Origin of the sequence: Nitrosarchaeum koreense MY1 (assembly GCF_000220175.1) — an archaeon.
Classification (GTDB): domain Archaea; phylum Thermoproteota; class Nitrososphaeria; order Nitrososphaerales; family Nitrosopumilaceae; genus Nitrosarchaeum; species Nitrosarchaeum koreense.
In genome coordinates this window covers 1,283,677-1,309,795 of sequence record NZ_AFPU01000001.1, presented here as the reverse complement: position 1 = coordinate 1,309,795, position 26,119 = coordinate 1,283,677, and the positions used below count along the sequence as shown (strand labels likewise).

Here is a 26,119-nt window from a genome sequence, read left to right as displayed (position 1 = left end):
TAATCTGTTAGGAGAATAAAATAGTATGACTGATCCCCTATTTGATGATGTTCAAACCTTACTTGATAAAGAAAAGGGAGATGAACGTATACTAAAACAAATTCTTAGAGCTTGTGAAAATAATGAAGTAATTAGTAATTATGAGAGAAATTATGTTAAAAATTTAGCGGAAAAATATCTTGGTAGATTGCCTGAAAATACAGACGACCAATCTACCGAAGAAAAACAAACTATTTCTGATGTAATCGTCCCAACACCATTACAGCAAAAAATTGAAATTCCAACTTCAATGACTCCACAAATCATTCAGAAAAAACCAAAAAATCCAAAAATGTTGATAGGTGCTGGTATGGCAGTGCTAGCAATCATAATTGTCATTGGTATCTCTCAATCTGGAATTTCTATTATGGAGTCAGATTCTATAATAGATTCTGATTCATCATCTGCCTCACTTTCCATTCAAACTGATTTATCATCATATCAAAAGGGTGATATCATCTCAATTAGTGGAAAATCTAATACCTCTGAAACAATTAACATCTCAATAGAAAATCAAAACGATCAGTTAGTTTGGTCTGAGCAATTATCTGTAAAAAAAGATGGTAGGTTTTCTACTTTAGCAATTGCCGGAGGACCTGGTTGGGACAAATCTGGTACATATACAATAAAAGTAGAAAATAACATGGAAACAAAATCAAAAACATTTTCATTTAAGGTTTAATTCTTTCAAATTCTTTCCAATGTGAATCAATCATATCTCTTAATTTTTCTATGCTTATCTCTTCCATATATTCCCGATAAACGATAAATTTATTCTGTTTTCCTGAATCTTCACCATAAATATCCCTAGTATTTTTTGGAATTGCTCCAATTTTCCATTGTTTCATTTCAAAGATCCAAATTGATGAATCCGGATTTAAAAAATCAATGTCATCACAACCAATAATATACAAATAACATTTTGTGGTTTGATTTAGTTTCTCATGTAACTTTTCATACGCAATAATTTGCCCTTTTGGAATGTTTATCTTATCATTATGAAACCCCTTAAATTCCATAATGATAAAACCTCCATTATGTTCAATTAACCAATCAATATCGGTTCCACCTGAGGCTATCATGCCATGAACTATTAGATCTCCAAGTATCTCTCTACCACGTGTAAATTCAGATTCATCAAAAATCTGATATTTTGCTCTCGAACTTTTTCTAATTTGTTGTGAATTTAACTCATTTTGAATAATTTTTCCTTTATCATAAAATATATCAATTAAATCACTGGTTTTATCAGTCAATGATTATGGATTTTGGTTGTTGATGATAAGATCTTTTGTAAAATTAATTGAATCTTTGATATTTTTGTAATCTATCTACAGAGGTTTTCTCCACTTGCACCTTTATACAAAATAAAATAATCTTCTGAATTTTTGCGTTCTTTTTTTGCGTTTAATGCATCTTGATATATTTCAAAATGCTCCACTAAATACAATTGACTATCTGAATCTGCAAAATAATCTATTCCAACCAAATTAAATCCGTTTTCAGGAGTAAGCATATTTTTTTCTTTTTCATATGTGTCTTTATCCAATTAAGTTTAAATTTTTTATAATTAATTTGAATATTGTGATTGTTATTACTGATCATATATCATGAGGTTTTTTTCCTCTAATAACGAGTGTAGGTTATGTACGGACCTATATACGTCTGATTCTTTTTTTGCACCCGTACATACTAGCTTTCCTGAAGCAAATAATAGTATGACTGTTTTTGGATCTAGCATTCTGTGAATTAATCCTGGAAATTGTTCAGGCTCATACATACTTCTAGGTAATGTTCTAGCCGCTTTTTCTAAGTGGATTTTACCACCAAGATTTATTGCTGCTACTATATTTTGAACTGTTATCACTGCGTCATTTTTTATTTTTATTTTACCTTTTCTTAGTTTTTGAACTACTGTGTTAACAGCTTTAATTGCCATATCTTCGGATTTTGCACCTGTACATACCATTTTTCCTGTTCTAAAAATGAGCGTTGCCGTTCTTGGATTTTGTAATCTAAATACTAATCCAGGAAATTGTTCTGGATGATATTCGGTATCTGGAAATTTTTCAGTTATTTCGTTTAGATCAATTTTTTGCTCCACTGATGCAGAAGCAACTACATTTTCAACACTAACAATAGGTTTTGTTTGAGGCATGTCGAGGGACTTTAAATAGTCCCTTTATATATACTAGTAATGCTTTTTTTGATGATACCTTATTTTTTCAATGATGATTGATCCATTGATATCTATACTCCTCATCTATTATATCTGACAAAATATCTTTGTTTTTGATTTTTGTTAATTCTACATTGAAAAAACCTAATTGTCCTTTACATGGAATAGGAATTTTTAAGATTTTTACATTTCTTATTTTAAATCCATAAATTTTGTTTTGAAATTTTTTTGCCGCAAAATGAAATTTTTGATCCTCTCTTATTTCTTTAAGTGAATTATATTTTTTTACATCATATAGTTCTGCTTTTCCAATTATGACACCTGTGACAAATTTTTTATTAATTTTTAATCTCTTACAATCTTCAGTTTTTATTTTAAGTGGTGCATGAATCAAAAATTCTCCTCGAAAATTTGTGTTCCAATTTCTTAATTCTATTGTTTTTTTACCTAAAATTATTAAATCTGCAAATGGTTGGGATATTGATAAGCACTTCAAAACTATTATTCAGTAGCTGCTTTTATGTATTCACCTGGATTTCTACCTCTTCCTTCAGGCAAATTTGTAATTCCTCCGTTCAAGCTTTGAGTAATTATTCCTTTACTGGCAAGTACTTGTGCAGTCATAAGGGAGGTATTTCCAGCCATGCAAACTAATAGTGATTTTCCTTTTGAACCGTTTAGTTCCTTACTTAACTCTTCAGGAATTTTCTGGGTGGATAATAATTCATTAATCGTTCTTGCTTTGGGTACGGAAATTTTAGATTTATCGACCCCTAATGATTTTGCAAGCATTTCAATTCCAGCTTCTTTAGGAGTGTATTGTGTATGTACCCAAATAATTCTGTCATAATCATTTACAATTGATGAAGCTTCTTCTAATGAAATATTAATTGGCAATTGTTTTTTTGATATTTGCTCGAAATTCTTTCTGTATTTTTCAATTCCATCCGCTACTATTATGATGAATTTTTTATAATTTCCTGATTTTGCCATCTGCATAGCAGCAAATAATTCTAGAGCAGTACTCTCACCTATGTCATGTCCCTTATCTACAAAAAACTTCAATAGGAATTTTGCTTTCTCATAATCTATCTCATGTTCTGCAGCAAATGTATCTGGTTTGTAAAGTGTCAAACCTGAAGCTTTGGCTTTTGTTCTAATTCCCGCAACATCTTGACCAGGAATAGGAAAAACAACATGTATTGATTTCTTATCGTATTTTTTAGCCATATATTGACTTAAACCTCCGGAAGTTCCTCCAGTACCAAATGAACAGATTATTTGATAATTTTCCAACGAATCCCCATTTTCTCGAAGTTGTTGATCAATTTCTGGAGCTGTTATAATTCTATGAACATCAACATTCAATTCGTTATCATACTGTTTTGGACAGAATAGATTGTAAATTTTAGCAAGAAATCTTGCTAAATTTATGATGTCTTGTTTAGCTAATAATGCTTCTATTTCTTGAATATTAATGTCAAAAATTTCAGGATTAAAACCAAGTTCTGATAACTGTGAACGAATATTTCCAGCAGTTGCTTTTGCAGCTAACTCATCTGCTCGGTTTTCCATTCCTGGAGCTGGACAAATATCCATATCCAAATCCATAATTCGAATATTCTCATTTCTTAATTCTTTAAACACTCCCTCTTGTAATTTTCTTGACACTAGTGCAACTACACTTACTCCAATTTTTGATAATAGCCCTAAAGCTATTCCAAAATTTCCAGAAGTAGCTTCAATTACCGTTTGACTTCCTTTTAGTTTTCCAGATGCAATTGCATCATGAATGATATGAGTAGCAGCTCTTACTTTGATTGAACCGCTTAGTAGTGTAGAATCAAACTTTCCATAAACTTTCAAATTGTTATCATCAAGTTCGAATTTATACACACTTTTAGCACATTCTTTGAAATCTTCTGTTAGATCAATTAATGGTGTTGAATTTACAATCTTTGTACCTTCTAAATGGGGCACTTTACTCCAAATTTCTCGTTCAAAACGTTCCAATAAGACTTTATCTATATTATTTTCTTTTTCGTCTGACAACTTTTCTCTAACTGTTCTAATCTAATAAAGCTCATATAAAATATCTGATAGATTTAGTATGTTGGGTTGATATGAATTCTAAATTATACATCTAAAATGCTAATCACTTTACTTGGAATGTCTTTTAATCTACTGACTGCCATTGTTTTTTCATATCCTAGATGTTTGAGATTATTTGCTATTGTTGTAGCTCTAATTGTATTTGGACCCAAACCCAAAGCTACCATGTTTATGCCTAATCTCTTGAAAGATTTAGTCATATTTCTAACTGCATCAGGATCAGATGGTTCTCCATCAGTTAATGTTAAAAAAATATCTGGTCTTTTTGACTGTAATGTTGAGAACATTTTACCGTACACTTCTGCTAATGGTGTTGAACCGTTTGCAACCACTTGAGCTAATCTTTTTGCAGAAATATTATTCCATTTCATATTATCTGGTTTTATCAACCAACATACAATATCTCTATTATGTGTGTTAAATGCATAAACAGCGAATTTTACTTTAAGATATGCTAGTACTTCACAAAGTGCAAGTGTTGCTTTTTTGTATTCTAATGCATCTGATGCAATACTAGATGAATGATCTAATAAAATAACTATCTTAGATTTAATTAATTTTTTAATATCTGTAAAAAATGGCTCATGCTCATCAATGTAGTTTTCTTCATCAAATTCATCTCCGCTAATATGATGTTGTTCTTTCCACCCTGATTTTAATTCTTTAAATTTTATTTTAAGATTATTTATTAAATTCATGTCATAAATTATTGTTTCATCAATGTTAGTTACAATAGGAACCTGAACTCCTATTGATTTTGGTCCTAATCCTTTTTTTTCATTTTTCTTTTTTTCCTCAAGAATTACTTTGTATTCATCATAGATATTTTCTCCACTCAACGCCGATTTTGGATCAATCTTTCCAAAATCTCCTTCTTTATTTTTTGAAATTATTGTTAGAAATTTTAATAACTCTTCTTCTGATAATGCCATACCTACTTTCATAAACGGTAACGATACTGGAATTGTAAGTAATGAATCTATGTCTAGGATCTTAATTATTTCTACCACTTTTTTTTCTAACCATTCTGTACCGTATTTTTTTCTTATAGATTCATCAACAATTTTCTTAGCAAAGTTTGAAGCTTTTTTTACTCTTTCAAAATGACTAGATTGCACTTCGCCTTTTATTGTTCCAAACATAAAATATTGATAAAATGCTTCTACAATTCGTGCTTTTCCATAAACTGTATGTAATTGAGGCCTGCCTACGAGCATGTATGCATAATTAAAGATAATTTCTTCATCCATTCCCTTCCAAAGTTTTCTTCCTATCTGCTCTACTCTTACTGTCTCCATTGTGTTTAGAATAAATCCAAATGCATGATCATTGCTAAGAATTTTTTTGCAAAATTTTACTCTCATAGATTCATACCATAATGAAGTTCTAAATTGTCTATATCTCTGAAATTCATCTCCAATTCTTTTTTCAATTGGAGTTAAGATTACTCTATTTTCTTGTAATCTTGTTTTTGTATTAACTCTATCTGAAAATTCTACTGTGATATTTTCTCTTTCTGACCACCTTCTAATCAAAAATGTGGCTATCTCAACTAGTGACTCATTTTGTAATTGTAATGATTGCATCTAATTTCCAAACATTGAGGTAATGATGTCACTTACTTTTTGATATTCTATATTTCCCCATTGTGTATACACATTACCAAAAACAATATCTGCTGCTTTTTTAGGAGTCATTCCTTCATCAAGTAATTTTCCAAACGCAATAGTTTCCCTTAAACTTGGAGAGTAGAATAATTCTTCAACTGCAGCTGCCTGTCTTAATACATTTGCAAGTTTAATTGCTTGAATGATCTCAGAATCATGATTTCCCGAAACATGTTTTTTAACAATTTCTAATTCGATATTCTCTGGTGGATATTCTAATCTAATTCTAACTGGAAATCTGCTGAGTAATTGTGGTGGCAATTCTTTGGTTCCGCTATGTGTTAACGGATTAATTGTTGCAATTACAAACCAGCCTTCTTTAGCTTTTACAATCTCACCTGTGGATTCTTTTAATACGATCTGTCTTCTGTCATCAAGTGCTTCATCTAATCTAAGTAATACATCAGCTTCAGCAGCATTAATTTCATCTAGATATAACATGCTACTTTCTTTCATTGATTTAATCAAAAGACCTTCCTCAAAACTAACAGTTCCATTGGTCAAAGTTTTAGTTCCAATTAAGTGACTTTCTCGTGTTCGGAGGCTAAAATTAATAGATTCTAGATTCATATTCATATTTTCTGCAAAATCTCTAACTAGCGATGTTTTTCCTGTACCCTTAGGACCAATTATCAACACAAATAATTTTGCCTTATAGGCTTTCTTTAAAATCTCATTTGAATTATTCCAATCTAAATACTGTATCTCTTTTAACATCTGATATTTTTTTATGATTAAGTTTACAAATAAAGCTTAGTTTTGATATTGAGGTAATTTAGCATTAGATTCATCAAGAATATGATGTAGTTTCTTACTCCACTCATCAAATCCTTCTGGAGATTCAGGATATTCGTAATAGTGTTTTGTTAAAAGTCTATTTTGTTGTGTAGTAAAACGTAAACCATCAGCTAGTTTTTTGTTTAGTGCCCCTCTGATCATCATTCCTAATTTTGTAACGTTTGAAAAGTCAGGATGCTCTCCTTTTGAAATTGCTTCTACATCTAAATTCCCCAAAAAGTGTTTCATTCCATAACTAATTTGTTCATTGGTGAGAGTTTGAATTAATTTTCTAAAAATTTCCAATCCTGCTGTTTTGTAACCATATTCATTAATGAATTCTTTATTGTATTTCCATAATCCTTTTTCCGTAACATCTCCTGATTGAATTGCTTCTACTACACATTTTCCAACAATAGTTCCTGCAACTAATGCTGGTCCAATACCTCCGGCATCAAGTGGTTTTGGCATCCATGCAGAATCCCCTACTATTACAAATCCATTTGCTACCATACAATCATTTTGTCTTCTGACTGAAACTTGGAAATTTCCAGTTGCATTATTCTTATCTTGAGGATCCTCTGATAGTCTTGCATTTTTAATTGCTCGATTTCTTTCAACATATTGATTAATCAACATTGATACATTATCGTTTTTTCCTAATCTCTGATTTCGTTTTTCAAGAAGTGTTTTTTCAACCCCAAGACCTATGTTTACTTTATTTTTTCCTTTAGGAAATACCCATCCATATCCACCTGGAGCAATATCCTGATCAAGATGAATTATGCAATAATTTGGATCAAATTCTGTTAGATCTTCTTCTCCTTGGTCAAAATACATGATATGTCTTCCTGTTGATTCTACATCTGTACGATCTATTTTTTTTTCCATCTTTGTTGTGTTGGAAATTTGATTTCGAAGCATAGATGTCATTCCAGTTGCATCGATTACGACTTTGGCTGTTTTTTTGTATGGTGTTTTTGTTTTGTTGTTTATTCCTTGAACTCCAATTACTTGATTTCCATCATATACTAATCCAGTAAGATTAATTTCAAAATCAAAATCTACTCCCATTGCTAATGTTCTTTCGTTTTGACGTTCTGGCAAAACTTGTCTATTGAGCATATATCCAGCACCATCAAATGGAATGGATGTTTCTCTATCTGGAGAAAATGCCATTACACCTTTTACTTTGTGTTCAATTTCTGGTTCACTCCAATTAACTTTAATTCTGTTTGTCATGTAGTCTACAGCTTCTTTACTAACTGCATCTCCACATATCCAACCTGATACACTTTTAGATCCTGGTAAATTTGAAGGGCTTCTGTCAATAACTAGAACTTTTAATCCCTGATTTGAATAATATGAAACTGATTGAGCAGCTATAGTTCCTGCCAATCCGCCTCCAGCTATAATGATGTCGTAATCTACCACAAAAGAACGCCCCGTTTATCCGTATTTAAAATAATACCATGATTTCAGTGAGAAAATTTTTGATCTTTATAATAAATTCAAAAATGGGGTCGGTTCGTCGCGGCGTCTTCAAAGCTTTCGCTCAGACTGGAGCGGCTATTATCTCCTCATTCCCAAATTAAATTGCCTTCTCATTACTATTTAATCTAGTTGGCAATTTGGAATACCTGCCTGAATATTTTGACAGTATCTTTTTTATTATAAATTGGTGTATGAATTTTCACTTTTATTGCATCTCTTTCACTTAATACTAGATTTCCTCTGATGAATTCTTGTTTGTCTAATCTAATGTGAAGTCTGGAATCTACTGTTCTTTCTTCTATCTCTTCTAATAATTTGATAATTTGTTCCTTTGATATAGCTTCAATTAATCTTAGGACAAATTTTTGTGCCTCTTTTTTTTCAATTTTCCTACTTAGTATTGTTATTGTATTCTCAAAATGACCTAGTGTTTCATTCACTGTGAAACCATCATCTAACTCAAATATGTCTTCAAATGATTTTAAGAATTTGAAAATATCTTCAGTTGCATGTATAATAACATCAATTGTAACTTCTAATTTGTCAACCATTATCTGTATGAATACGATTGTTGTTTAGGCTTCAAGCAATGCTATTTCTTTTTCTGCAGTTCTGATGAGTTTGACTTTCTCTAGACCTACATGTCTTACTCTAATGACTTTCTTAAATGCAGCCATGATATCAGAATTAATCTTACTATAACATGTAGCCTGAACAAACTGGTCAATTGTCATTTGAGGTACCGTATTGTTAATTACATCTCTAGCAATCAATCTTAATGCATGTTTTCTAGATGTGTTAAGTTGTCTATGTGTAAGTGCAAGTATTTTGATTCTAAAGACATAACCATCTTTTGTTTTGATATCTATGATGAAATTGATTTTAGATGAACCTCGTCTTACCAAACTTCGCAAAAATTCTTTAGAATATTCATATCTTTTAAAAATCGTAGTAGCTTTATCATCTTCTACTTTGTTTATTTGGAAGTAAATCTTGTATTGATGTTGTGATGGGTCTCCTTTTAGAATGTCATACAATGTGACTTCTAAAACTCTACCTACTGCATTTTCATCATCAGTAATTGGAACATAAGCAATTGGAACATTGTTAAATGAATCTGGGGCGCTTACAGTTACCCATTTCTTTTCTCGCCATTTGTCCTTTACTCGTCCTTTTCTACGTGCCAATTATTATCGACCTTTGAATCCAAAATATAAGGGTATGCGACTAGATTATGTTTTTGCCCATGTATTTTTGTAAAACTTTTGGAATAACAATATGCCCATCATTAGTTTGAAAATTTTCCATTATTGAAACTAAAACACGTGATGTGGCAACTAATGTACTGTTTAACGTGTGTAAATATTGTGTTTCTTCATTTGTTTTATCTCTAAACCTGATCTTTAGTCTTCTTGCTTGATAATCTAAACAATTCGAACATGAAACAATTTCTCTATATGCATTTTGACCTGCCATCCATGCTTCGATATCATATGTTTTTGCAGACACTTTTCCCATATCGCCTGATGATAGTAGCATTACTTTGTATGGGATCTCTAATTTTTGATAGAACTCCTCAGCTACAGATAACATTCTTTCATGTTCTTTCCAAGATTCTTCTGGACGAGCAAAAACAAACTGCTCAATTTTGTCAAACTGATGTACTCTGAAAATTCCTTTTTGATCTCTTCCATGTGCCCCAGCTTCTTTTCTAAAACATGGACTTACTCCTGCAAATCTTAAAGGAAGATCTTTACCTTCAATAATCTCGTTTGAGCGCATTGCTGCCATAGCATGTTCAGAAGTTCCAATCATGTATAGATCTTCATTATCAATTTTGTAAATCACTTCTTCAAAATCGTCGGCTATTATTGCTCCTTCCATAGATTGACGATTGATCATATATGGTGGTTGTACTAGAGAATAATTTTTTTCTACAAGAAAATCTAATCCATAATGAATAAGAGACTGGTTTAATCTAACAAGATCGTTTTTCAGATAATAAAATCTTGCACCTGCAACTTTAGCTGCTCTTTCAAGATCAACTAAATCCAAATTCGCAGAAATATCTATATGGTCATTAATTTTAAAATCAAATTTGGGAATTGTTCCCCATTTTTTAATTTCTATGTTAGCAGTTTCATCTTTGCCAATAGGTACAGACTCGTGAATCAAATTTGGAATAGTTAATGCTAAATTAGAATATTTTTTTTCTACTTCTTCCTGTAATGATTCTAGTTTTGTAAGTTCTCCTGAAATATTTTTCATTTCAGATAAGATTGGTGAAATATCTTCTCCTGATTTCTTTTTCTGAGAAATTTCTAATGCTATTTGGTTTTTCTTTTTTCGCATCTTATCTGTTTTTAGAATAAGGTCTCTTCTTTTTTGATCAAACTCTACTAATTCATCAAGATTAAATTCAACTGCCCTTGCTTTTAGCATGTCTCTAATTCTTTGTGGATTCTCCTTGATTATTTTTGGATCTAACATTATTCAATCACCTTTAATGCAAGCTGAACATGCTCTAAAACTTCATCAACAGTACCTATCAATTTTTTCATGTTCTCTCTACTCTCAAAATTAAAAACTAGTTTGTTATCAATATTTTCAACATTTAGACTCAATCCTTCTGGAAAATTTACATTATCTGGTTCCAACGCTTTTTTTACAGTTTCTATCTTTTCTTTTGATAGGTTATTGAGAATTACCTGTACTTGGCATGTTAACGACATTTACTTCTAAATAATCTAGAAATCCATCTAATTTGTCTTTAGTTATTTTTGCACCAGCTGCTGCATTATGACCTCCGCCAACTCCGTCAAATTTCTCAGCTCCTGTTCTCATTAACTCACTTAAGTTAATCTCTGATTTGCATCCAAATGACTTTCTTGATGAAAATTTTATAGTGTTTTCTTCTCCGCCTGTCCTTAAAATTATGATTTTTCCAGCATTCTTTGGAGAACCTGCAATTAACGATGAAATTGTACCTGTCATCATCTCTGGTACAATTCCTTCCCCATTTACCATGACACATGTTTTGCTTTCTGAAATTCTCCATCTTTCGTTTGTTAAGATATTCATGTATTCTCTAATCATTTTTCTATAATCTGTAAGGATCGTTTCTGCTTCTCTTAGAATCTTATTTCTATCACCCATGCAAACAGCAATTCCAACTCCGGAACGACTAATTCTTCCACAGGAATTTAGCATAGTTGAAAATTCTCTTCCATCTCGCAAAAAACTCCTCTTGTCTTCTCTTGGAAATGTATAGGTATATCCAATTAATTCTGACATTATCTCTGTTGCATTTTTTCCTGATGTAAATTTGGTAATGGTTTCAATGACTATTCTTTTTTCATCATCATTTAATTCTGCAGGAACTCTCCATCTGCCTCCTTCTTTTAGTTGAATTCCTGAAGAATTCAAAAGTGATAGGCAGGAATCTCTATTCCAAGTTAAGCCTTCAATAAATGGCTGAGATGTAAATGCTAAAGAATCTGAAATTGGTCTTGTCTCTCTTCCAACCAACAATAAATCTAAATCAATATTTACTAACCCTTCTTCTTTTGCAGTATTGGCAATTTCAAAATTTTTTCCAACAAATGATTTTCTTTCTCCTTGATCTTGTCTATCCCCAAGAGCTGAAACAACAGCTATTGCAGACAAATCAATATTCTTGTCGTCTAATGCCATTGCTGCAAGATATGCCATTCCACCTGCACAAATTTCTATACCTCCATCAATTCCGTATTTCCATGCATTGATGACTCTTTGATTTTCTTGTTCTTTTTCAGATATCTGGTGATGATCTAATACAATCCAGTTTTCACCTAACGATTCATCTAAGTTGTTTGCAAATCCACCTGCAAGATCTGTAATAATGTGAAAATCTCTAGAATCTTTTTTTAGGGAATCAATAACTTTCTTACTAAATTCTTTTGAAGTTCTAACTGTGCATTTTGCCCCAGCTCTCATGAGCGCTTTTGTGATGATACTCCCAGATGTTAATCCATCACAATCAATATGAGTTGTAACTGAAATCGATTTTCTTGATTTTATACAATCTGAAATAGTATCTTTGAAAAACGAAAGCGACTCATCAAGAGTTTTTGTCATTACTCTAATTGAGCAACTACTGATTTATATTTCCAGTTTTCAGGAATACGATTTATTCTTTTATAGTACACTGATAATCTGTGCACTTTTGCCTCAATCAATTCAAGTGATCTGACGTTTCTATTATCTCCCTTGTTTGCCTTGAGATGTTTTTGAAGACCTACTGCTTTTTTTACAATATTGTCTAGATCTTCTGGCATTTCTGCTTGGAGATTATTTTCCTCTAGTATTTTTCCAAGACTTTTCTTTGTAATCGATTTGATGAGTGGAATTGAATGTTGATCTCTGAGTTTTAATCCGATCTGACTTGGAGATAATCCGTCTTTTGAATATCTTACAACTAATTCTTCTATTTCTTTAGGACTAAGTGTGTTCCATGAAGGTGCACGTAGTGTAGCTGGTCTAATCGTGTGTGATTTCCCGTGTCTATGTGTGTGTAATCGTCCCATGATTGGGCTGATTATAAAACAAAATTAAACGTTACTTATTCCGATTCTCGTACATAATGTCTGCATTTTGAAGCTTAGAATAAAAGTTAAATATGTACAATTTTATCAGAACGAACAGGTAAACTGTATGAATACAAAAATACTTTTAGCAGCATCTCTGATTGCTGTGTTCACCATCGGTTACTATGCAGAAAATGCAATCGCTTTTGCACAATACATGGGTAACGTTGGTTCAGAAGGACAAACTGGATCATATACCTTGGAAGAAGCACTAGAGATTCAACGAAGAAGAATTGAAGCTGCAGAAGCTAATCCCGCATCTGGATCAGGTACGCCTTATCTTGATGCAAGTGGTGTGCTTGGTGCAACTATTATTACAGCTGCAGTCTTTGGTGGTATTGCAGGAGCTCTCTTCATTAGAGGAAGATCTGGCAAGTACGCAGCAATGGGACGAGGATAAACAAACCTTACTTTTCTCTTATTTTCTTTGATATACTTTAGTGGATACTGATCTCGTACTTTATGATAATAAAAGAAATGTATATATCGCACAAATAGAGCCAAAATATACAATGACTCCTATCGTAGGAACTTTCCTAAGCATCCTGTCTTCACTTACAGGTCAGTTAGGACCAAACTATGATCCATTATTCTATGATGTAATGATTTACATCTTCGGAACCATAATGTTCTCCATATTCCTTCTTGGAGTAATCTCATTCTGGTTACGTGTACACGGATGGGCTTACAAAGACAACCGTGAGAGATGGGTCGATGAATTAGACAGACACTTTGAAAGAGAAGGTATCGGTTTAATTCCAGACAACGGTAAATACTGGTAAAATAACTCCTTTCCTCTTTTCATTATTTTTATAATTCTGAATAAACCTGTCTGTTCAAGTTTTATTCTAAAGTCCGATTTGAAAATTTTTTATTAGTTCTGAGGAGGTAGGAAGTCTGTGTCTTTTGCCTCATCATATGCTTTTGAGGTAAACATCGCCTTGTAATGATATCCATCTTGTAATGGGGTCTTGATGAATTTTTCTGAAATTCTATCGTTAACATAAATCACAGATTTTGATTCATCCATGTCTCTTAGTGGAAATTTGAAAATCCATAAAAAGTGCCCAATCTCAAAATTAGGATCTTCTTTCCATTCTGCATATGCCGTTCCATCATTACTTAGTGTGTAAATTGCTCTTTGGCATCCGCCTTCCATGAAACCGACATTAGCTGGTATGTCTGCTTTTTGATTATCGACATAAATCTCTACAGTAAATGATATCTTCCAATTTGTTTGGATATCGTTTATACATGCACTACGGGGTTGTTCTCCGATAAATGGATTTACAACTAGAATTGTAATTAAAACAGCAACAGCTCCTACTCCTGCACTTAAAGCCAAAAACTGTAGTGTCTTTTTTCTCTTATACGGATCCCCAGTTCCTGGCCAAATCATATATGTAATTTTTTTGTGGATTATTTAAAGTCCTTCTGTTAAGTATCCATTATCTCAATAGTGTCGAATTGGTCTTGATGGTCTGCAAGAAAATATGTAATTTCATCTGAATCGATTTCAAGCCATTCTGATTGACCGCAATATAGCAAATAATCTTCAACAAATAGGTCTTTTGATCCTGTGATTCTCACTATCATCTTTTCTTTTTTTGAATTAATCCAAAAAGGTAATTTGAGTACTTTTCCTCTTTTCTGATTTTGTATGTTTATTTTGTAATTATCATTACGAAACTCAACATCTCCAAAAAAATAACTTTGAAATATATCTAATTTTTTTATTTTAAAACTTAGCATATTTTTTCTATTTTTTTCTTACAGATAAAACTTGGTTAATTATAATACTATAATCGTAATGAGTATCTATAAAATGAAAAGGAAAAGTGGGTGGCTTAGATAACTTGCCAGGGTCGTGTTGCAAACGTGATTACATAGCCAACACCAATAATAATTGATTGATATGCGATGTTGGTATATGGAATTGGTTTGATGATTGGTTCTCCTTCAACAACTACTGTTTGACCTGGACCTAGACCTGGACCTACTTTGGCTACGTTAAGTTGTGTGTGTACGTGATATACACCAGCTTCAAGTGCTTTTGCAGATAATGAATATTCAACAACAGCGTTACCTGGAATGTCAAAGACGTTTCCTGGTGGGTCTCTTGCTAACATCTCCCATCTGTTACCTGCGTTAGTAGATTCTGAGAAAATGGAAATCCATCCTCTAAGGTCTCTTTCTACAAGACTAACTAAAGTACCTTGAACAGTCAAAGTTTCTCCAGTTTGTAGTGATTGTCTATTGAAGGTTTCATCTTCGATTCTGATGAAACGACTCTGAAGTTGTGCTTGGACACCGTGTGCATCTGCAGTTGGAATTATGGATTCAACCCAGTTGAAACCAAGTGTACCTAATGCAAGTACAGCAGCGAGTCCTAATACGAAAATCTTTTTTTCGACCATAGTCCTAATATTCAGATTGATAATACACATTGTTATATATTTTACCTTGATAACGAGGATCGATACTTCGTGGGTATGATAAACATCGATGATTAACATTGAAATTAATAAAAATTAAGTATAATTATTTCAAAATATATCGAATTTTATATGAAATATTCTAATAATCTATTGTTTCATTTATCAAAATTCCGATAAAATATTGTAATTTCAAAACCCTTGCTTTATATCCGGAATTAACACTAAAGTCAACATGGCACAGATGCCCGCATTAATCCCAAAAGAAGTTGAGATTCAGAGACTAAAGAAAATCTGGCTCATCGTCATTGCTATGGGATCCACTGCAGCATCAGTCGAAGTAGACAACTTCGTTGATGGTTCTTTACATCAAACCTCTATCAGAGATAGTGCATTTACACCAGCACACTGGTGGTTATACTCCCACTTCATCACATTACCACTTGGATGGGCAGCAGCAGCAATCTATGATAGAAAAGTACCAGTACTCAGAGGTCCAAATAACTCAATTAACACTGGATTGAAGATGACCATTCTTGGTTACCTTGCAACCATGTTTACAATTGGAGTCAATGAGATGTGGCACTTCTGGTTTGTAGAAGAAATCTTTGCAGTACCAAATCACTGGATGTTTAACATGGGTGTCGTAGTAGCATTCATGGGTGCACTAGCATACGTAGTTAGAGTATATGCTCGACTCGTAGAATTAGGTGCAGAAACTCCAGGTGAGAATCCGTACGTTGCAGAGATGTACAAGATGGCTTTAGAAGGCAAATTGTACAGCAGAGCAATTCCATAGACACAAAGTGCAATAGCACATTTTTTCTCTTTTTCTTATTTTAAACATCACGAAGATCGTACTGGGTCTCACATTTAAGAAAGATTTAAAAGGATTCTGATTAGTATAACTCCAGAATGACTCTTCCGAAAGGATTTGGTTCAAGTGGCGCAGGTGGCGCATCTAGTTCCGATGTAGAAAAAATGATTGGTCGACGTGTCGAAAATATGACAGGTATGATCACTATATCTTACATCGCAGCTTGGTTAGCAACTTTTGGTGGTACTGCAGCAGGATACTTCTATTATCCATGGGCATATCCAACAAGCAGTGGTCACTATGCGTTCATCGTTCTAACAATTATTGAAGCAATCGGTTATCTCTTCTGTGTTAAAGTTATGGAAGAAGGCTCTAAGAAGAACAGCAATGGAATAATTGCTGCAACTCTAGCCGCAACCGCTGTGGGTACTATACTTATAGTATCATTTGTTGGACATTAGAAGGAAAATCCTTCAGTTCTTCTTTTTACTTTATTTTAAAAAAATTAACGATCTCCACCACACTCTAAAATTTTATATACTGACCGTTTATTCTACTTGATAATGGTCTGGCTAAGACGATGTACTCACTACTTGTTCATAGTAGTAGTTGCAGTTAACTCTACACTGTTAACAATTAATGCAGGAGACTACATTTTCTATACTGACTGGGCTTGGACATCGTTTACGGTATTTTCAATATCGCAAACTTTGATGCTTTGCGTAGGTGCAACATATTACCTAACGTTTACAGGCGTTCCAGGAACAGCGACGTATTACGCCCTAATTATGACAGTATACACATGGATAGCAAAAGGTGCATGGTTTGCTCTAGGTTATCCATATGACTTCATTGTAACACCAGTTTGGTTGCCATCAGCAATGTTGCTTGATTTGGCATATTGGGCTACAAAGAAGAACAAACATTCATTGATACTGTTTGGCGGTGTACTTGTAGGAATGTCTTTACCATTATTCAACATGGTAAACCTGATAACAGTAGCAGACCCACTAGAAACGGCATTCAAATATCCAAGACCAACATTGCCACCATACATGACACCAATAGAGCCTCAAGTAGGTAAATTCTATAACAGTCCAGTAGCACTGGGTGCAGGTGCTGGTGCAGTATTGTCAGTTACGTTTACAGCATTAGGTTGTAAGCTAAACACTTGGACATACAGATGGATGGCCGCTTGGTCAAAGTGGGACTAAAACTTCAACCCTTTCCTTTTCATTTTATTATTTTAGTTTAGAGTATTCTATACCAATTTTAGAATTTGATTAAAAAATATTGTACATGTTGTGATCTTTTGTTGTCTCTTTTGACAATATGCGTTATTGTGATGATATCATGTGAAGCAACAATATGAACAAATTCTTGTTACTCCGAAGCCATTTGTAAAATGGGCTGGAGGCAAAAGACAGTTAATTCCAATATTACATCAAAACCTTCCAGGGGCTTTTGGTACGTATTATGAACCATTTCTTGGTGGAGGTGCTTTACTTTTTCATATTCTTACTGATAAAAATGGTCAAAAATGCAGTATCTCTGATCTAAATTCTGATCTTGTATTGGCATATACTACAATTAGAGATAGAATTGACGCCTTAATTTCATCTCTGAAAAGTCACGAAAAAAATTATCAAAAAGATTCCAAATCATACTATTACTCTGTAAGAGAAAGCAATCCTAGAAATGAAGTTGAAAAAACATCCAGACTAATTTTCTTGAATCGTACTTGCTTTAATGGACTTTACCGAGTAAATAGCAAAGGAAAATTTAATGTTCCATTAGGAAAATACACAAACCCCAATATTGTAAACGAAGAAAATATTCGTGCTGTAAGCAGTATCTTGCAGACAAATAGAATCTCCATCAAATGTAGGGATTTTGAGTCGGTTCTAAGGGATGCAAAAAAAGGAGATTTGGTATATTTTGATCCTCCGTATCAACCAGTAAGCTCTACTGCAAATTTTACGAGTTACACTACAAAAGATTTCACATATGATGATCTTACTAGACTAGCTGAACTTTGTTTGAAATTAGATTCTAAAGAATGTCATGTATTGTTGTCAAATTCTGACTCTAAGGAAGTATCTGATATCTTTGCAAAGAAACCATGGAAAATCACTAGGATAGAAGTAAATCGATCTATTAATTCAAACTCTAAAAAAAGAACTGGTCATTTTGAACTTTTAATAAAAAATTATTGAAAGCTCCGAACGGGATCTGAACCCGCGACCTTTACCTTACCAAGGTAACGCTCTACCAGGCTGAGCTATCGAAGCACAAATTTCAGCGTTTGAAAATCCTTATAATTCTTGATTATATCTCAAAAAACTGTAAACTGTTAAATTTCACACAAAATTCTACCTTTTTGGAGGAGTAATCAAGCCTGGCCAAAGTAAGCACATAGTGCTTTTGGACATGCAGGACTTAAGATCATAAAAATGGGTGATCCTGTCTCTCAGGAGTTCGTGGGTTCAAATCCCACCTCCTCCACTGCTCCTTTATTTTGGATGTCTGATTCCTCTAGAATTCAAAACTTCGTAAACATCTGGAAGTGAAAATACAAATCCAATATGGACACAATCTTTCTCTTCGCAAAGCTGACAAAACAACTCTCCTTTCTGTACTGCAACTTCAGCTATTCTGTTTTTGATATTGTCTTTTAGTATGACACGATCATCATCAATTGAAATTTTCTCAATCTTTGGAGCATATCTTGCAAATGTTTTATCTTTTTGCATCATCTCCTCTAACATGTAAGTGACATAACCTGAAAAACTATTGACACCTTTCATTGCAAGGTTGTCTTTATTTTTCTGATAAACGTCTTGGAATTTATCATAGACAGTTTCAGATACAGTTATTGATTTGAATCCAGCTTTCGGCAATTTACTTTTCCTTACCGTACATTAAAGTACCGAAGTATATAAGATTTTATTTTATGGGTTCTGTTTCCTCTATGGGACATATTCTCCCTGTAAAGTATCGGGACATATCAATCAAAGATCAATCAACTACGATATTAATTTTTAAAAATGATGAAAAAAACAAAGCGGAAATTAAGTAATGCTTAACAGAAAAATAACGTATTTTATTAAGTCATTTTCAGGATAAGAGGTAAACCCCAGATATGTTAAACAATGGGGGAGATTATGGACAAAAGAAAAGATTACTAGAAATTAATTTTTCATTTTTGCATTTTGAATCAAAGTTTTCCATTTGTTATCACCCTGTATTTCTATCCCGCAAACTTCGGCAGGTGTTTTTCCGTCTAAGGAAGAATGAGGTCTTACGTAGTTGTGGTAAATCTGATATCCGTCAAAAATACTGGAATTTTCTTTTTTTATTCCTCGCATTACTTTCTCTCTGTCTCGAAATTCCCCATTAAGGCGTTCCATTTTGTTATTGTTATGATCACCTTTCAAAGTGATATGTTGAATATGGATAGGTGATCCTTTCTTGACTCCACCATACTCCTTTTGAAAGGCATCAGATGAAAATTAGTCTTTATACAATACCTTAACTTTGGAGCAGTATGGGTAAAGGATACGAATCTTCAGAAATTAGGCAGAAATTGATTGATCTTCTTGAAGATTCTAAAAGTGGAATGTCTGGAGTTGAAATCTCAAAAAAACTTGGAGTGAATAGAACCACCATGACAAAATATCTCAAAGTATTTGCCGCAGAAGGATTTCTCCGACAAAACAATATTGGAAATATCACATTGTGGTTTTTAGAGTCAGGACAAGAGGCATATTCTTTTCCTGATGATTACTTTAAAGTTGCACCACAATATCTTGATAAATTAATCAAAGGACAAGAGGCTCAAATTTATTCACTAATTAAAAACTGTATTAATTCTGGGGCAACTATTCCAAAACTTGTTACTGAAGTAATTATTCCTTCTGTAGAATCAATTCAAAAATTATACGATGATGGAAAAATTGGAAATACTGAGCAAAAATTACTACAAAATATTATATCTAAATCCCTTCATATTTTTAATCAAATTTCAATTGATTCAAACCCAAAAAATAACATAATCGTAATTTCAGCAGATGCATATAGTAATCTGTTATCTGAAGCCGCTTCTGCATCTTTGCATTCAGATGGGTGGAGGGTTTTCCATCTTGGTGATATGTCGTCTGCAATCAATGTCTTGTTTGATCTTGATTTACAAAAACTCATGGGAAAAATTTGGAAACAAAAATCAGGAATAATGATTATTCTAGTTTTTTCAAATACAGAAGAAGGATTACATTTTTTTGCAGAATCTGTAAATTCGATTAAGGAAAAATTGGGAAAACGAATACGATTGGCATTGTGCGGAAAAGTTGGAAAAAAGACAAAAATCCAATCTGATTTAATATCTGAAAAATTTGAAGATGTTCTTCAATGGTCAAAAACTGTCTCTGAAAGTTCAAAATAAAAAGTGGGCCCGATGTGATTCGAACACATGACCTTTCGATTATCAGTCGAACGCTCCAGCCAAGCTGAGCTACGAGCCCTTAATCCAACCTCTTGACAGGACTCATTTAAGTTTAATTTTCCTTCCACTTGATGGAGCATCCAATTGATGGGTCAAAATCTTTTTCAATTTTCTCTCCATCTAGTAATTTTTCTATATTCTTACTCATTGTTTTTTCAGTAGCAATAGCATCAGGTTTCATAGCATTGTCTATCTTTCCATGAAATACTAGCTGTTTGTTGCTATTGAATAAGAAAGGATCTGGTGTACATATTGCACCATATTTCTTTGCAATTTCTTGAGTGTTATCCACTAAATAATCAAATTTGAATCCCTTTTCTTTTGCAATTACTTTCATATTTTCAAAACTGTCTTCTGGATAGTCTTTGGAATCATTACTGTTTATTCCAACTATTGCTATTTTATCTCCAAATTTTTCATATAACTCGTTTAACGCATCTACTTTTGCCTTGACATATGGGCAGTGATTACACATGAAAATAACTAAAATTCCATGATAATTGTTATAGTCATTCAATGTGTGTTTTTTATCATCAATGCCCAAGAGTTGAAACTCTGGAGCTTTATCTCCTGATTTTAATTTAATCTGAGATTCTAAAAGTACCATGAAATGAGATTTTGTTATACAAATAAAATTCTTCTCAAGAAGACAACAATTAAAATCCACACCTTATCCCTTCTTGATGTGGGCTGGTAGTATAGCCTGGTAGTATACCCGCCTTGCACGCGGGGGGTCATGGGTTCAAATCCCGTCCAGTCCACTTACCCTTCGATCAATTCTGAATATCGGATTTCTGGATGGATTTAAATAGGATAACTTTTCGTTTTAATCTATGACAAGCGCAGCAGATGCATGGCCAGTTTGGATTCCACTCATTGTTGGATTGGCACCAGGATTAGTATACTGGTTAGCAATTACAGCAATGAAGAAAAGACGATAAAATTTTTATTTCTTTTAACTTCTTTTTATTAATTATTCAGTGATAACTGGGTTAAACGTTCTTACCTTTCTTGTTGACTATATCATATGTTGCACAAAATTAATCTCTAATCAATAAAATTCACATGAAGAAAATTATTTTTACCGTATTTTTGATTTTAATGTTATTTCCTATTACCTCGATTTTTGCTCAAAAAACTGATACATTACCTACATTATCTGTAATTCTTACAAGTAATACTCCATATGTTTACCAAGATGAACAAGGATATACTGTAGTTGTAGGTGAAGTTAAAAATACTAATACTCTGACTTCTGTGACTGATGTACGAATACGTGTTATATTTTATGACGATACTAATCCTGAGCCTCTAGAAATTGTTGAAGGAAAATCCTCTTTGCAAGTAATCCCGCCCCTTGGAACATCACCTTACATCATTAAATCGAAAACTCCAAATTCTGAGATCACACATGCCTCTGTTTCTCTTGGTTTATTCAATTCATCAACTTCTAAATCAAAACAACTATCTGTTGAAGTAAACAATATTGATTTAGATGACACTCTTCGTTTTTCAGGTGTTCTAAAAAATGGTGCTGCACCATCAAATAATACTAATGTCTATCTTACCTTCTATGATAATTTTCAACCTCCTAGAATAATCGATGTAATTACCATTCCTATTGGCAATGCTGAATCAAATGAAACAATAAATTTCAATTTCAATGAAAAAATTCAATCAAGAATAGTAGGATTTACTATTTCAGCTGAATCAAATGTATTTTATTCTGACCCTAAAAATGTGACAATTCCAGAGTCTGAAATAGCAACAAAACTTGTTACGATATCTAAAGTATCAATACTTGATAAGGAGGGGAAAAACCTTTCAGAGATTAAAGTTGGTTCAACAGTGATAATCCAAAGTGATGCTTGGATTCAATTTTCAGCAGATCAAAAAACTAACGAAACTCCGTATACATATTATGTTCAAATAAAACAATCTGGAACACCATATGTAGAATTTATAGGAAAATATGATGGGCGATATATTGAAACTGGTCAACAATCCCAATCTGTAGATTGGATTCCAGAAAGTAGTGGTTTATTTTTCATTGAGACATTTGTCTGGGATAGAAACAATGTTCCAATTGCAAATCCAGGACCGATAGTATTGATACTTGTAAAGTAGATTTATCTTTACATCTTTTCTATTTGTTAGTATGCCTCAGTTTACTCTTGTTGCAATGGGAGGGACTTTTGATATCATTCACAAAGGTCATCTTACTTTACTTGCAAAAGCATTTTCAATTTCATCTGATGTGATTATTGGTTTGACCAGCGACGCATTAGCTGAAAAAAGAGGGAAAAAAACACTGAACAATTATGAAAAAAGATTTGATACATTAACAAATGTAATTAAAACAAATTTCCCAAATCAGCACTTTCAAATAAGTAAATTAGATAATGATTTTGGACCTGCTGTTTTAGAAGAAAATGTACAGGCTCTTGTAGTAAGCGATGAGACCGGAAATCAAGGAGAAATCTTAAATCAACTTCGTAAAGAAAAAAATCTATCTCCTGTAAAAATTGTAATAGTTCCTATGGTCTTGGCTCATGATGGAAATAGAATTTCTACAACGAGAATAAAAAATTTAGAAATAGACATAGATGGTAACGTATCATCAATTGACTAGAAGATTGTCTATGTTTGAGTAATTGTAATAAAACAATATTTTTGGATTAAGGCTCAATGGCGATTATAAATAACATGATGAAAAAATTCGATGCTGACATTTCAAATCTTAAGGAGGGTCTACATCCAGAAAATCTTTCATTTTGGTATAATAAAATTATTAAAGAAACTATTGATATGGCTCCTCCATGGTTGCAAGATAAAATCAAGGTAAAACAAGACCCAATTCTTCCTATGAAATTTAATCTTGATATCTCAAAAAGGGCAGTTCGTTATTTTATGATTGTAGTTGATAATAATTTAGATGATATGCCATATTCTACAAAACTATATTTTCTAAAAGTTCAAGAAATTATGGGCACTGAAATGGATAAATCCCTAGTTTAATTTACAAATTTTCTATCTAGGCACAAATTCAAGCTCTAACTATCTATAATCAATAGTGATGAATATGTATAAGAAAATGGATCTCTATAAAGCAAAATATTCTGATAAAAAATTTGATCGACATTCTAAACCTAATCAAACTTCTAGAAATTCTAGAGATGACATACCTTCACGTTCTTTTAGAAATTCTAGATATGAAAGACCTTCTCGAGATAGATATTCCAGAAATGAAAGAAAACCAGAAATGCATACTGTAACATGTGGTGATTGTGGAGATGAATGCCAAATTCCATTTGAACCAAAATTTAACAGACCTGTATATTGTAGCGAATGTTTTCAAAAAAATAAACCACAAGAATCTCGAGATAGATATTCCAGAGATGAACCAAGATCTCGAGATAGATATTCCAGAGATGAACCGAGATCTCGAGATAGATATTCCAGAGATGAACCGAGATCTCGAGATAGATATTCCAGAGATGAACCGAGATCTCGAGATAGATATTCCAGAGATGAACCGAGATCTAGACAAGATGATTTTAGAAATTCTAAATCTAAAAATGAAAAATTCCTAAAAAAATCTGAGAGTTTCTATTCAAATGGTTCTGAAAAATTCTATTCTTCTCTAAAAGAAAAATTATTTGAAATTTTAGGTGGTAAAATATGTTCCAGTTGTGGATTTAAAGATGAGCGAGCTTTAGGATTTAATCATATTAATGATGAAGATGCATTTGACAGTATTCGTAGAGGTGGATTTGCTTCATCCTGGGGAAAGTATATTTCTGAACCAGAGTTGGCTAGAAAAGATTTGAGAGTATTATGTTTGAACTGTAATGAAATTAGGCAACCTCAAGCAAAAACTGAACATAAAAAACCGAAATCTATGAATAAAAAAAGTAGATATTTTCCAAGATAATTACTTGAATCCCTTTTAAGAATTTATTAACATTTTTAATAATGATTATTTATTTTCCAAATATGGATAATGACTTTAAAGCATTAGGTATCAGTCTTGTTGTAATGGTTGGAATTGTAGCAATTTACACAATATTCTCAGGTTAATTCACTCTTTTACAATTTCTACATATTCATCCAACATTACAGTAGAAACTATCTTGTGTTCTTTTTCGATAACTGATTGAATAAAATCTACAAAAACATCCACATCTACTTTATCTTTTAAAAGAATACTGTGGGCTGATTTGTCTTTTAATGCTACAACTATTTCATTATCAAATATGTTTAAAATTGCTGTAATGAAAGTTTCATTCATGTCTTTGATAAATAGAAGGCTGGATATCTTTTGAGCCTCATACTTATCATCGCATCTAATTTTGATTTTCATTAATTCTCAAAAATGAATTGATCGATCTGATCTTTTGCTTTCTCTCTTTTTTCTTGATGAATTGCAAGAAACTCGTTTATTTTTTCAATTAATATTGCTTTTAATTCCCCAGTAAGCATTTTTCCAGATTTATAATCATCATAAATTGATTTTAGTTTATTATCATCTGGTTCAAAGAAAATTCTAAGATATTGATAAGAGACATCAATATCTGGATTCCCTCCAAGTTTTCTATGTTGCTCAATATCTGTCTGGCCTCCAGAAAATGCATGCTTGTTAATTTTTTTCTTTACTGTATTTGGAGAATCAGTTGTATAGATAGTTCCATTTTCATCTGAAGCTGACATTTTTCCTCCAGGTCCTGATAGCCCTGGAATCATGATATTATGAATTAAGGCTGGTTTTTGTTTTCCAATTTTTGGAGCTATGTCTCTTGTTAATCTAAAATGAGGATCTTGATCAACTCCTAATGGAATCAAAACTGGTTTATCTTCAATGAAACACGGTGCAGATTGTAATGCTGTATAAAAAATCATTCCAATATTTGTCTCATTTGTAAATCCAAATACTGCTTTTGTATTTGAAAAATTAATTTTTTTAGCAACTTGTGCAGCAATAGGATATAATGTTTGAATGTTTTTTGTATTGATAATTATTTTTGTATTGTTTGGTTTAAAGCCTAAAGCAATAAAATCAAGTGCATTTTCATATGCAAATTTACTAGTTTCTTCTAAAGTGAGATTTGGTTTTGCATAAAATTTTTCATCATCTGTTAATTGAAAATACATATTTACACCAAATTTGTCTTGTAGCCATTTAGAAAATACCCAAGGAACCAAATGACCAATATGAGTATGTCCTGATGGTCCCCTGCCAGTATATAAGAAAAATTTCTTACCTTTATCATAATCCTCTAAAATTCTATTTAATTCTCGATGAGAAAAGAAAATACCTCTTCTTAGCATAAAATGGTCTTCGCCTGTAGTTTTTTTGATTCTATTAAGAATATCAGATGAAATTTTTTCAGTTCCAAATTTTTTGATTAACTTATCATAATCAATATCACCTTCAACATGCCAAGGAGTTACTATAAAGTCATCAGCTGACATT

At 32.5% G+C, this 26,119-nt stretch carries 34 protein-coding genes and 4 tRNA genes; 14 read left to right on the top strand and 24 right to left on the bottom strand.

Translation table 11 applies throughout. The annotated features are described in order from the left end of the window. The first annotated feature begins 25 nt into the window (after window positions 1–25). Window positions 26–721, top strand: a complete 696-nt coding sequence (locus tag MY1_RS07635) for a hypothetical protein (protein WP_007551364.1) — start codon at window positions 26–28, stop codon at window positions 719–721. On the opposite strand, the gene MY1_RS07630 is transcribed toward MY1_RS07635, so the two are convergent. From MY1_RS07630 to MY1_RS07565, 14 genes are all read right to left on the bottom strand, one after another. Continuing rightward, the gene (locus MY1_RS07630) at window positions 711–1,295 is read right to left on the bottom strand and encodes a hypothetical protein (protein ID WP_007551363.1); all 585 of its coding nucleotides are present in this window, start codon (window positions 1,293–1,295) and stop codon (window positions 711–713) included. The two genes, MY1_RS07635 and MY1_RS07630, sit on opposite strands and share 11 nt — an antisense overlap. A gap of 71 nt (window positions 1,296–1,366) precedes the next feature. Continuing rightward, the gene (locus tag MY1_RS07625; RefSeq protein ID WP_007551362.1) at window positions 1,367–1,588 is read right to left on the bottom strand and encodes a hypothetical protein; all 222 of its coding nucleotides are present in this window, start codon (window positions 1,586–1,588) and stop codon (window positions 1,367–1,369) included. Window positions 1,589–1,633: 45 nt separating this feature from the next. Then, on the bottom strand, window positions 1,634–2,197 hold the full coding sequence (locus MY1_RS07620) for a TATA-box-binding protein (RefSeq protein WP_007551360.1): 564 nt from the start codon (window positions 2,195–2,197) through the stop codon (window positions 1,634–1,636). 67 nt (window positions 2,198–2,264) lie between these two features. After that, on the bottom strand, window positions 2,265–2,714 hold the full coding sequence (locus MY1_RS07615; protein WP_007551358.1) for an ASCH domain-containing protein: 450 nt from the start codon (window positions 2,712–2,714) through the stop codon (window positions 2,265–2,267). A 5-nt stretch (window positions 2,715–2,719) separates the two neighbouring features. Next, on the bottom strand, window positions 2,720–4,270 hold the full coding sequence (locus MY1_RS07610) for a pyridoxal-phosphate dependent enzyme (RefSeq protein ID WP_048110040.1): 1,551 nt from the start codon (window positions 4,268–4,270) through the stop codon (window positions 2,720–2,722). Window positions 4,271–4,353: 83 nt separating this feature from the next. Then, window positions 4,354–5,916, bottom strand: coding sequence for a vWA domain-containing protein (locus MY1_RS07605; protein WP_007551356.1), 1,563 nt, complete (start codon window positions 5,914–5,916; stop codon window positions 4,354–4,356). Further along, on the bottom strand, window positions 5,917–6,714 hold the full coding sequence (locus tag MY1_RS07600) for an AAA family ATPase (protein WP_007551355.1): 798 nt from the start codon (window positions 6,712–6,714) through the stop codon (window positions 5,917–5,919). Window positions 6,715–6,750: 36 nt separating this feature from the next. Continuing rightward, window positions 6,751–8,208, bottom strand: a complete 1,458-nt coding sequence (locus MY1_RS07595) for an NAD(P)/FAD-dependent oxidoreductase (protein WP_007551354.1) — start codon at window positions 8,206–8,208, stop codon at window positions 6,751–6,753. A gap of 185 nt (window positions 8,209–8,393) precedes the next feature. Continuing rightward, window positions 8,394–8,819 (bottom strand): RNA-binding domain-containing protein, encoded by a 426-nt coding sequence (locus tag MY1_RS07590; RefSeq protein WP_007551353.1) that lies wholly within the window; start codon window positions 8,817–8,819, stop codon window positions 8,394–8,396. Window positions 8,820–8,843: 24 nt separating this feature from the next. Beyond that, a complete protein-coding gene (locus MY1_RS07585) occupies window positions 8,844–9,455 on the bottom strand; it encodes a 30S ribosomal protein S3ae (RefSeq protein ID WP_007551351.1) in 612 nt (203 codons plus the stop codon). Between the two features lie 40 nt (window positions 9,456–9,495). Continuing rightward, entirely contained in the window at window positions 9,496–10,758 is a 1,263-nt protein-coding gene (gene serS / locus MY1_RS07580; RefSeq protein WP_007551349.1) for a serine--tRNA ligase, read from the bottom strand. Further along, a complete protein-coding gene (locus MY1_RS07575) occupies window positions 10,758–11,000 on the bottom strand; it encodes a KEOPS complex subunit Pcc1 (RefSeq protein WP_048110037.1) in 243 nt (80 codons plus the stop codon). Before MY1_RS07575 ends, serS begins: the two co-directional genes overlap by 1 nt. Next, the gene (recJ, locus tag MY1_RS07570) at window positions 10,963–12,384 is read right to left on the bottom strand and encodes a RecJ family nuclease (protein WP_007551347.1); all 1,422 of its coding nucleotides are present in this window, start codon (window positions 12,382–12,384) and stop codon (window positions 10,963–10,965) included. Before recJ ends, MY1_RS07575 begins: the two co-directional genes overlap by 38 nt. Continuing rightward, window positions 12,384–12,833, bottom strand: a complete 450-nt coding sequence (locus MY1_RS07565) for a 30S ribosomal protein S15 (RefSeq protein WP_007551346.1) — start codon at window positions 12,831–12,833, stop codon at window positions 12,384–12,386. Before MY1_RS07565 ends, recJ begins: the two co-directional genes overlap by 1 nt. A 127-nt stretch (window positions 12,834–12,960) precedes the next feature. Here MY1_RS07565 and MY1_RS07560 point away from each other — a divergent pair, with 127 nt between their 5' ends. Together MY1_RS07560 and MY1_RS07555 are read left to right on the top strand one after the other, a co-directional pair. Further along, a complete protein-coding gene (locus MY1_RS07560) occupies window positions 12,961–13,293 on the top strand; it encodes a hypothetical protein (protein WP_007551345.1) in 333 nt (110 codons plus the stop codon). Window positions 13,294–13,333: 40 nt separating this feature from the next. After that, window positions 13,334–13,675, top strand: a complete 342-nt coding sequence (locus MY1_RS07555) for a hypothetical protein (protein ID WP_237698826.1) — start codon at window positions 13,334–13,336, stop codon at window positions 13,673–13,675. Between the two features lie 92 nt (window positions 13,676–13,767). Here MY1_RS07555 and MY1_RS07550 read toward each other — a convergent pair whose 3' ends face one another. From MY1_RS07550 to MY1_RS07540, 3 genes are all read right to left on the bottom strand, one after another. After that, window positions 13,768–14,292, bottom strand: a complete 525-nt coding sequence (locus tag MY1_RS07550) for a hypothetical protein (RefSeq protein WP_007551344.1) — start codon at window positions 14,290–14,292, stop codon at window positions 13,768–13,770. Window positions 14,293–14,330: 38 nt separating this feature from the next. Beyond that, window positions 14,331–14,645, bottom strand: a complete 315-nt coding sequence (locus MY1_RS07545) for a hypothetical protein (protein ID WP_007551343.1) — start codon at window positions 14,643–14,645, stop codon at window positions 14,331–14,333. A gap of 95 nt (window positions 14,646–14,740) precedes the next feature. Continuing rightward, entirely contained in the window at window positions 14,741–15,310 is a 570-nt protein-coding gene (locus MY1_RS07540; RefSeq protein WP_007551342.1) for a methane monooxygenase/ammonia monooxygenase subunit B, read from the bottom strand. A 253-nt stretch (window positions 15,311–15,563) separates the two neighbouring features. On the opposite strand from MY1_RS07540, the gene MY1_RS07535 reads away from it, so the two are divergent. The 4 genes from MY1_RS07535 (at window position 15,564) to MY1_RS07520 (ending at window position 18,361) form a co-directional block, all read left to right on the top strand. Then, window positions 15,564–16,127: a methane monooxygenase/ammonia monooxygenase subunit C gene (locus MY1_RS07535; RefSeq protein WP_007402982.1), complete on the top strand. Its 564-nt coding sequence runs from the start codon at window positions 15,564–15,566 to the stop codon at window positions 16,125–16,127. 116 nt (window positions 16,128–16,243) lie between these two features. Next, a complete protein-coding gene (locus tag MY1_RS07530) occupies window positions 16,244–16,606 on the top strand; it encodes a hypothetical protein (protein ID WP_007551338.1) in 363 nt (120 codons plus the stop codon). A gap of 102 nt (window positions 16,607–16,708) precedes the next feature. Beyond that, window positions 16,709–17,359, top strand: coding sequence for an ammonia monooxygenase family protein (locus MY1_RS07525; RefSeq protein ID WP_048110034.1), 651 nt, complete (start codon window positions 16,709–16,711; stop codon window positions 17,357–17,359). Between the two features lie 141 nt (window positions 17,360–17,500). Further along, window positions 17,501–18,361, top strand: a complete 861-nt coding sequence (locus MY1_RS07520) for a DNA adenine methylase (protein ID WP_007551336.1) — start codon at window positions 17,501–17,503, stop codon at window positions 18,359–18,361. A 1-nt stretch (window position 18,362) separates the two neighbouring features. On the opposite strand, the gene MY1_RS07515 is transcribed toward MY1_RS07520, so the two are convergent. Further along, a tRNA-Thr gene (locus MY1_RS07515) sits at window positions 18,363–18,436 on the bottom strand. Window positions 18,437–18,527: 91 nt separating this feature from the next. Here MY1_RS07515 and MY1_RS07510 point away from each other — a divergent pair. Continuing rightward, window positions 18,528–18,650, top strand: a tRNA-Leu gene (locus MY1_RS07510). Between the two features lie 8 nt (window positions 18,651–18,658). On the opposite strand, the gene MY1_RS07505 is transcribed toward MY1_RS07510, so the two are convergent. Beyond that, window positions 18,659–19,045: a hypothetical protein gene (locus tag MY1_RS07505; RefSeq protein WP_007551335.1), complete on the bottom strand. Its 387-nt coding sequence runs from the start codon at window positions 19,043–19,045 to the stop codon at window positions 18,659–18,661. 291 nt (window positions 19,046–19,336) lie between these two features. Beyond that, on the bottom strand, window positions 19,337–19,582 hold the full coding sequence (locus MY1_RS07500; protein WP_007551334.1) for an integrase core domain-containing protein: 246 nt from the start codon (window positions 19,580–19,582) through the stop codon (window positions 19,337–19,339). 110 nt (window positions 19,583–19,692) lie between these two features. Here MY1_RS07500 and MY1_RS07495 point away from each other — a divergent pair, with 110 nt between their 5' ends. Then, window positions 19,693–20,586, top strand: a complete 894-nt coding sequence (locus tag MY1_RS07495; RefSeq protein ID WP_007551333.1) for a helix-turn-helix domain-containing protein — start codon at window positions 19,693–19,695, stop codon at window positions 20,584–20,586. 4 nt (window positions 20,587–20,590) lie between these two features. Here the strand turns inward: MY1_RS07495 and MY1_RS07490 are convergent. After that, window positions 20,591–20,665, bottom strand: a tRNA-Ile gene (locus tag MY1_RS07490). A 33-nt stretch (window positions 20,666–20,698) separates the two neighbouring features. Continuing rightward, complete coding sequence (locus tag MY1_RS07485) at window positions 20,699–21,253, bottom strand: thioredoxin family protein (RefSeq protein ID WP_007551332.1); 555 nt, start codon at window positions 21,251–21,253, stop codon at window positions 20,699–20,701. A gap of 80 nt (window positions 21,254–21,333) precedes the next feature. Between MY1_RS07485 and MY1_RS07480 the strand changes: the two genes are divergently transcribed. The 5 genes from MY1_RS07480 (at window position 21,334) to MY1_RS07460 (ending at window position 24,580) form a co-directional block, all read left to right on the top strand. Next, a tRNA-Ala gene (locus MY1_RS07480) sits at window positions 21,334–21,407 on the top strand. Between the two features lie 340 nt (window positions 21,408–21,747). Continuing rightward, a complete protein-coding gene (locus tag MY1_RS07475; RefSeq protein WP_007551331.1) occupies window positions 21,748–22,773 on the top strand; it encodes a hypothetical protein in 1,026 nt (341 codons plus the stop codon). A gap of 31 nt (window positions 22,774–22,804) precedes the next feature. Beyond that, entirely contained in the window at window positions 22,805–23,278 is a 474-nt protein-coding gene (locus tag MY1_RS07470) for a phosphopantetheine adenylyltransferase (protein WP_007551330.1), read from the top strand. Between the two features lie 56 nt (window positions 23,279–23,334). Continuing rightward, entirely contained in the window at window positions 23,335–23,664 is a 330-nt protein-coding gene (locus MY1_RS07465) for a hypothetical protein (RefSeq protein ID WP_048110029.1), read from the top strand. Between the two features lie 64 nt (window positions 23,665–23,728). Further along, a complete protein-coding gene (locus tag MY1_RS07460; protein WP_007551326.1) occupies window positions 23,729–24,580 on the top strand; it encodes a CxxC-x17-CxxC domain-containing protein in 852 nt (283 codons plus the stop codon). Window positions 24,581–24,727: 147 nt separating this feature from the next. Here MY1_RS07460 and MY1_RS07455 read toward each other — a convergent pair whose 3' ends face one another. Then, window positions 24,728–25,009: a hypothetical protein gene (locus MY1_RS07455; protein ID WP_048110025.1), complete on the bottom strand. Its 282-nt coding sequence runs from the start codon at window positions 25,007–25,009 to the stop codon at window positions 24,728–24,730. Then, complete coding sequence (locus tag MY1_RS07450) at window positions 25,009–26,118, bottom strand: tryptophan--tRNA ligase (RefSeq protein WP_007551324.1); 1,110 nt, start codon at window positions 26,116–26,118, stop codon at window positions 25,009–25,011. The genes MY1_RS07455 and MY1_RS07450 overlap by 1 nt, the downstream gene beginning before the upstream one ends. Between the last annotated feature and the right edge of the window lies 1 nt (window position 26,119).

Coding starts and splice junctions, on each gene's coding strand:
- MY1_RS07635 (WP_007551364.1), top strand. CDS start 26: ATGACTGATCCCCTATTTGATGATGTTCAAACCTTACTTGATAAAGAA.
- MY1_RS07620 (WP_007551360.1), bottom strand. CDS start 2,197: ATGCCTCAAACAAAACCTATTGTTAGTGTTGAAAATGTAGTTGCTTCT.
- MY1_RS07605 (WP_007551356.1), bottom strand. CDS start 5,916: ATGCAATCATTACAATTACAAAATGAGTCACTAGTTGAGATAGCCACA.
- MY1_RS07600 (WP_007551355.1), bottom strand. CDS start 6,714: ATGTTAAAAGAGATACAGTATTTAGATTGGAATAATTCAAATGAGATT.
- MY1_RS07590 (WP_007551353.1), bottom strand. CDS start 8,819: ATGGTTGACAAATTAGAAGTTACAATTGATGTTATTATACATGCAACT.
- serS (WP_007551349.1), bottom strand. CDS start 10,758: ATGTTAGATCCAAAAATAATCAAGGAGAATCCACAAAGAATTAGAGAC.
- MY1_RS07575 (WP_048110037.1), bottom strand. CDS start 11,000: ATGTCGTTAACATGCCAAGTACAGGTAATTCTCAATAACCTATCAAAA.
- recJ (WP_007551347.1), bottom strand. CDS start 12,384: ATGACAAAAACTCTTGATGAGTCGCTTTCGTTTTTCAAAGATACTATT.
- MY1_RS07565 (WP_007551346.1), bottom strand. CDS start 12,833: ATGGGACGATTACACACACATAGACACGGGAAATCACACACGATTAGA.
- MY1_RS07560 (WP_007551345.1), top strand. CDS start 12,961: ATGAATACAAAAATACTTTTAGCAGCATCTCTGATTGCTGTGTTCACC.
- MY1_RS07550 (WP_007551344.1), bottom strand. CDS start 14,292: ATGATTTGGCCAGGAACTGGGGATCCGTATAAGAGAAAAAAGACACTA.
- MY1_RS07545 (WP_007551343.1), bottom strand. CDS start 14,645: ATGCTAAGTTTTAAAATAAAAAAATTAGATATATTTCAAAGTTATTTT.
- MY1_RS07540 (WP_007551342.1), bottom strand. CDS start 15,310: ATGGTCGAAAAAAAGATTTTCGTATTAGGACTCGCTGCTGTACTTGCA.
- MY1_RS07535 (WP_007402982.1), top strand. CDS start 15,564: ATGGCACAGATGCCCGCATTAATCCCAAAAGAAGTTGAGATTCAGAGA.
- MY1_RS07530 (WP_007551338.1), top strand. CDS start 16,244: ATGACTCTTCCGAAAGGATTTGGTTCAAGTGGCGCAGGTGGCGCATCT.
- MY1_RS07525 (WP_048110034.1), top strand. CDS start 16,709: ATGGTCTGGCTAAGACGATGTACTCACTACTTGTTCATAGTAGTAGTT.
- MY1_RS07495 (WP_007551333.1), top strand. CDS start 19,693: ATGGGTAAAGGATACGAATCTTCAGAAATTAGGCAGAAATTGATTGAT.
- MY1_RS07485 (WP_007551332.1), bottom strand. CDS start 21,253: ATGGTACTTTTAGAATCTCAGATTAAATTAAAATCAGGAGATAAAGCT.
- MY1_RS07475 (WP_007551331.1), top strand. CDS start 21,748: ATGTTATTTCCTATTACCTCGATTTTTGCTCAAAAAACTGATACATTA.
- MY1_RS07470 (WP_007551330.1), top strand. CDS start 22,805: ATGCCTCAGTTTACTCTTGTTGCAATGGGAGGGACTTTTGATATCATT.
- MY1_RS07465 (WP_048110029.1), top strand. CDS start 23,335: ATGGCGATTATAAATAACATGATGAAAAAATTCGATGCTGACATTTCA.
- MY1_RS07460 (WP_007551326.1), top strand. CDS start 23,729: ATGTATAAGAAAATGGATCTCTATAAAGCAAAATATTCTGATAAAAAA.
- MY1_RS07455 (WP_048110025.1), bottom strand. CDS start 25,009: ATGAAAATCAAAATTAGATGCGATGATAAGTATGAGGCTCAAAAGATA.
- MY1_RS07450 (WP_007551324.1), bottom strand. CDS start 26,118: ATGTCAGCTGATGACTTTATAGTAACTCCTTGGCATGTTGAAGGTGAT.